At 34.4% G+C, this 4,800-nt stretch carries 9 protein-coding genes; 7 read left to right on the forward strand and 2 right to left on the reverse strand.

The window, feature by feature from the left end; genetic code table 11:
- From QZ413_RS08210 to QZ413_RS08220, 3 genes are all read left to right on the forward strand, one after another.
- Positions 1–243 (forward strand): hypothetical protein (locus QZ413_RS08210; RefSeq protein ID WP_297079136.1); only part of this gene is annotated, 243 nt, incomplete at its 5' end.
- 92 nt (positions 244–335) lie between these two features.
- Positions 336–761: a hypothetical protein gene (locus QZ413_RS08215; RefSeq protein ID WP_297079137.1), complete on the forward strand. Its 426-nt coding sequence runs from the start codon at positions 336–338 to the stop codon at positions 759–761.
- Positions 762–852: 91 nt separating this feature from the next.
- Complete coding sequence (locus tag QZ413_RS08220) at positions 853–1,062, forward strand: hypothetical protein (protein ID WP_297079139.1); 210 nt, start codon at positions 853–855, stop codon at positions 1,060–1,062.
- 216 nt (positions 1,063–1,278) lie between these two features.
- Here QZ413_RS08220 and QZ413_RS08225 read toward each other — a convergent pair whose 3' ends face one another.
- The gene (locus QZ413_RS08225) at positions 1,279–1,461 is read right to left on the reverse strand and encodes a hypothetical protein (RefSeq protein WP_297079140.1); all 183 of its coding nucleotides are present in this window, start codon (positions 1,459–1,461) and stop codon (positions 1,279–1,281) included.
- Positions 1,462–1,825: 364 nt separating this feature from the next.
- Here QZ413_RS08225 and QZ413_RS08230 point away from each other — a divergent pair, with 364 nt between their 5' ends.
- On the forward strand, positions 1,826–2,347 hold the full coding sequence (locus tag QZ413_RS08230; RefSeq protein WP_297079141.1) for a hypothetical protein: 522 nt from the start codon (positions 1,826–1,828) through the stop codon (positions 2,345–2,347).
- Between the two features lie 67 nt (positions 2,348–2,414).
- On the forward strand, positions 2,415–2,861 hold the full coding sequence (locus QZ413_RS08235) for a GNAT family N-acetyltransferase (protein WP_297079142.1): 447 nt from the start codon (positions 2,415–2,417) through the stop codon (positions 2,859–2,861).
- A gap of 10 nt (positions 2,862–2,871) precedes the next feature.
- Here the strand turns inward: QZ413_RS08235 and QZ413_RS08240 are convergent, their stop codons facing one another.
- Entirely contained in the window at positions 2,872–3,234 is a 363-nt protein-coding gene (locus tag QZ413_RS08240) for a PaaI family thioesterase (RefSeq protein ID WP_297079144.1), read from the reverse strand.
- A 110-nt stretch (positions 3,235–3,344) separates the two neighbouring features.
- Here QZ413_RS08240 and menB point away from each other — a divergent pair, with 110 nt between their 5' ends.
- Both menB and QZ413_RS08250 read left to right on the forward strand, forming a co-directional pair.
- The gene (menB, locus tag QZ413_RS08245) at positions 3,345–4,160 is read left to right on the forward strand and encodes a 1,4-dihydroxy-2-naphthoyl-CoA synthase (RefSeq protein WP_297079146.1); all 816 of its coding nucleotides are present in this window, start codon (positions 3,345–3,347) and stop codon (positions 4,158–4,160) included.
- The coding region (locus tag QZ413_RS08250) for an AMP-binding protein (RefSeq protein ID WP_297079148.1) at positions 4,160–4,800 on the forward strand (641 nt) is incomplete at its 3' end. The genes menB and QZ413_RS08250, both read left to right, overlap by 1 nt.

The raw sequence follows: 4,800 nt of genomic DNA on the forward strand, positions 1-4,800 counted from the left end.
AGTGCTTTATTTCATTTTAAATTTATAGTTGTTCTTAGTATTTGTTATGGTTTTACTTTATTGTTTTGTTTGCCTTCAAACAATGCTTTAAGCGGGAATTTAGACGCAACTATTCAAGCAATCAATCCAACATATAGATTTGAAAAACTTTCTAAACTACACAATTATGAATTAGTCAAATGCTCGATTGCATTGCTTTGTACAATCATTTCGTTAGTGTTGGTGTATCTAAGCTATAAATAAAATATATCCGTTACATGCTAATTCTTGTTGAAAAAGTGGCTGATTATGGTGAAAAGTAGATCATACTTCAAAATGATGATTGGAGATATATTATGAAAAAGATGGGCAGAAAAGAAATAATCGATTACTTAAGTGGTATCATTTATTTTCTAATTGGTGTGATCATATTCTTGATAATTAGACTATTAGGAGTGCGATTAGATGGGATTTATATAAACATTTATTTTCTTATGTGGTTTCCTATCATCGCTATCAAACGAAAAAAACAATATAAAAGAATTGATGTATTAAGGGAAATCTTAGATGTTTCCCTTGAAGAGATTCGTGAATTGGCTGATATCGGTAAATATGACCTAATGGACTGGAAATGGGATAAATCCTATATCCCTAGTAGAAAACTGTATCTTTTAGAAGATAAATTAGAAACTATGTACATTATTCAGTTTAAACAGAGATTCGATTTTAAAGAGTATGAAAATAATAGAAAAGATAGTACACAAATAAATATTTCAAAGTAACTCATTAAAAGAACAGCTACAATGGGATTTATAGCAATAATCAAAATAGAATAGATAGAAAATCTATAAAACATTTCAAAAGGAGAACTACATGGAAATCATAGTAGATATATCATCGTTATTATCTGTAATTTTAAGCATTGTTTTAGTGATTCAAACTCAGAAAAATAGAACTATATCAAAAGTAGTGAAAGTAGTAAGTATCTTACTGCTAATTACTGTGGTTTTAGCTAATTTATCTCATTTTAGTGATTTTGCCCATGGATTTATGGATGGATTTACAAAGAACCTAGATTTTTAATCTATGAATTACTTTTTTATCTTTACCCAAAATTAGTCAAGAATATTATCGAAAAGTTGAATTTCTGGTTATTTCTCAACGAACGACTAAAGGGGATAGGATAGTAGTTTAAAGTATACGAATAGTCCACACTTTTTTTAGTAGAAAAATAATTACTCTAAAATACCAAAAGCAATTCTGTGCAGAATTGCTTTTTTGTCTATGAATAGCTTAAAATCATTTATTTTTAAAGCGGACGGCAATTGCATAAGATAACAGTAATAAAATACCCCAGTACAAGATACCGATAAAAGCTCCTAATGGAGAATTTGGAACGATTTTATTGGCAATGTTTTGGAATAGTACATTTAATGCGATGAAATTTAAAATCGTTTGAAAAATCACAAAAAATAGTTTCATATATTAAAGCCTCCAATTTCTTAATTTTAGATGTTCAAGGTCAACGTCGTAAGTATTATGAATCAGTAAGTAGTCTAGATTCATTTGTTTACAATGTTCAAGGTTCTCTAAATTTTCTTTTATCAATGAATCCATAGATAAAGAAGAATCGTGATTTTCTCTGTTCTCAATTACATTCGCCCAAGCTTGTATCTGCGAAAAATGGGTCGCTATATGGTCTTTACTCAGAATCAAATAGATATAATAGATTATCGTACTGCAATAATCAAATCGTTTCAATAAGTATACCTTATCTTAAATATTTTGGTTAATTCACGAATAAAAAAATCCAATGGCTTGTGTTCAGGAAAAGGAGTTTATATGTATGTGGAATCTTATTCATCAATACTTATTATGCAATAAAAATAAACAGGAGAAATCTAATATTCCGGCTAGTCACTCCACTGTGGTTCTAGACAGTGAGGTAAAGTTATCTCCTGAAGATAAAAAATTTATCGAAATTATTTTGAACTTTACTCCAAAATGGTCTAATTTTAAGTGTGAACTCACTAGATATGATCGCTATAGCGAGTATATGGAAAATATGAGCGGATTTATTTATTGTGAAGCAACGATAGAAAATTGGAAAACGATAGAAAATGATTTAATTGAACTTACTCTATATATTGAGAGTGAAAGAGCGAAAAATATAGAGGATTTCAATGCTTTTTTACAAGTTATCGGTGTACAAGAGGAAGACTATAGTTTAATAACTGATATAGATATAGTAAAAAGAACTAGCGACTATATCAATGATACAAAACACGAATATCAAAGTAGGTGCCAGATGTTCTCGAAGATATATTTAAATATGGGGTGTAGCCACAATGACTATAACATAGTATAGGGGGATGAAACCTGTATTAATTTGATAATGGAAAGTTATGGGTAGCGAAAGTAAAGGAGCGACTGCTATGTTGAGTAGAAGCAAAGCAAGAAAAGAAGAATATGGTTTGATTTTAGAACTATGGGAAAAATCAGTAAGGTACACACATGATTTTTTAGCAGAAGAAGATCTTCAATTTTATAAACATGTGATCCCAGAGTATTTGGACAATGTCCATTTAGACTTATGGAAAAATGAGCAACACATAATCGGTTTTAGTGGAACGAGTGAAGAGGAGTTAGTGATGCTTTTTTTAGATCCTGATTTTATCGGTAAACAGTATGGACATAAGATTTTACTGGAACTAATAGCCACTGAATCGATTAAGAAAATCGACGTCAATACGCAAAATGAGCACGCAAAAAGCTTTTATTTAAATCATGGTTTTGAAATCGCGTCAGAAGATGCAGTCGATGGATTTGGAAAACCCTATCCGATCACTCACTTAATTAAAAAGCCTTCAGGACTATCCTGAAGGTTTTTATCTAGTTATTCCTCACTGTCATTGTACAACGTCCAACTGCGATTTTTTGTTGCTGTTCATCATAGATCACGGCTTGCCACACGTGTATTGTGCGTCCGATGTGATCAGGAGTCGCACGAACGGTCAAGTTGCCAGTTGTGACGCTTCTTAAGTGATTGACATTTAGATCGACTCCGACGGCAAATCCGGTGTCTAATTGTTCATTGGCGCCCATACTACAAGCTGTTTCGATCAAGACTCCATTGATCCCACCATGCATGATGCCAAAGGGTTGTTGATGGTCTTCTTTGATCTCCATGGTTAGTTCGACCGCTTCTTTTGTGAGGATTTTTGTTTGAATATGAAACAATTCTAATAAATTCATCTGATTTGCTCCTAAATCTTGAGATTTTCTTACTTCACAAACGGGTTTTTTGGGAAAAACCTAGTGATTGTGTATAATAGTAACGTAAACAATCAAAGGAGGTCAATTCTGTGAGAGAATGGCAAACGATTAAAGAATATGATGAAATTTTATTTGAACAACATGGTAAAGTAGCAAAAATTACAATCAACCGTCCGGAAGTGCATAATGCCTTTACCCCAAAAACGGTTTTTGAAATGATCGACGCGTTTTCAATTAGTCGCGATAAACAAGATGTCGGTGTAATCATTTTAACTGGACAAGGCGACAAAGCGTTTTGTTCTGGTGGTGACCAAAAAGTACGTGGTCATGGTGGATATGTAGGGACTGACGACGTTCCACGTCTAAATGTATTAGACTTACAACGTTTGATCCGTGTGATTCCAAAACCAGTTATTGCGATGGTTAAAGGATGGTCGATCGGTGGCGGAAATATTTTACAATTAGTATGTGATATCACGATCGCAGCTGATAACGCTAAATTTGGCCAAACAGGACCAAATGTTGGTAGTTTCGATGGTGGATATGGTTCTGGTTACCTAGCACGTGTTGTTGGGCATAAAAAAGCCAAAGAAGTTTGGTTTATGACAAAACAATATACTGCCCAAGAAGCTTTAGATATGAATTGGATCAATACTGTCGTTCCTTTGGATCAAGTAGAAGATGTGACGATGGAATGGGCAGCAGAAATGCTAACGAAAAGCCCTCTTGCTTTACGTATGATCAAAGCGGCATTAAATGCAGATACTGATGGTCTTGCTGGAATCCAACAATTAGCTGGAGATGCGACATTACTATACTATACAATGGACGAAGCCAAAGAAGGTCGCGATGCGTTCAAAGAAAAACGCCAACCAGACTTTGACCAATTCCCTAAATTCCCGTAATGAATCAAGCGAGTTGGCTTCAACGTCAAGCGTTGCTTCATCCAAAACGACCAGCTTTTTTGAACTCAAAAGAAAGCTGGTCGTTTTCTTTGTTAGCGCAATATGCTCAAAATACTGCCGCGTATTATCATGAGCGATTGCCCAAGCATACGACGCGTGTGGCTATCTATAGCCAAAATAAAACAGACCTCTATTTAACGATTTTAGGTTTATGGGAATTAGGGATCGAGATCCAATTTTTAAACCGTAGACTCACCAAAAGCGAGATCGAATTTCAGTTGCAAGATGCGAACACTTCACTAGTAGTAACCGATGATCCTGAGTTGGTACTCGAACAAGCTGAAGTATTTTTATTGCCAGATTGCCAGCAACTACCCGAGACAAAATTACAATTTGATTTAGGCTATCAACCGTCTCAGATTGCATCGATCATGTATACATCAGGTACAACAGGTAATCCTAAAGGTGTACCACAAAGATTTTCAAATCATTGGGCGAGTGCAAAAGCCACCCAGATCAACATGCAAGTAACTGAAAAAGATACGTGGGGCTTAGTGTTGCCATTGTTTCATATTAGTGGGTTATCCGTACTGTTACGCTCGGTTGCATTAGGAATGACGGTGCGTTTTTATGATGAGTA

The organism is uncultured Enterococcus sp. (assembly GCF_913775425.1).
In the GTDB taxonomy this organism is placed as follows: domain Bacteria; phylum Bacillota; class Bacilli; order Lactobacillales; family Enterococcaceae; genus Enterococcus_G.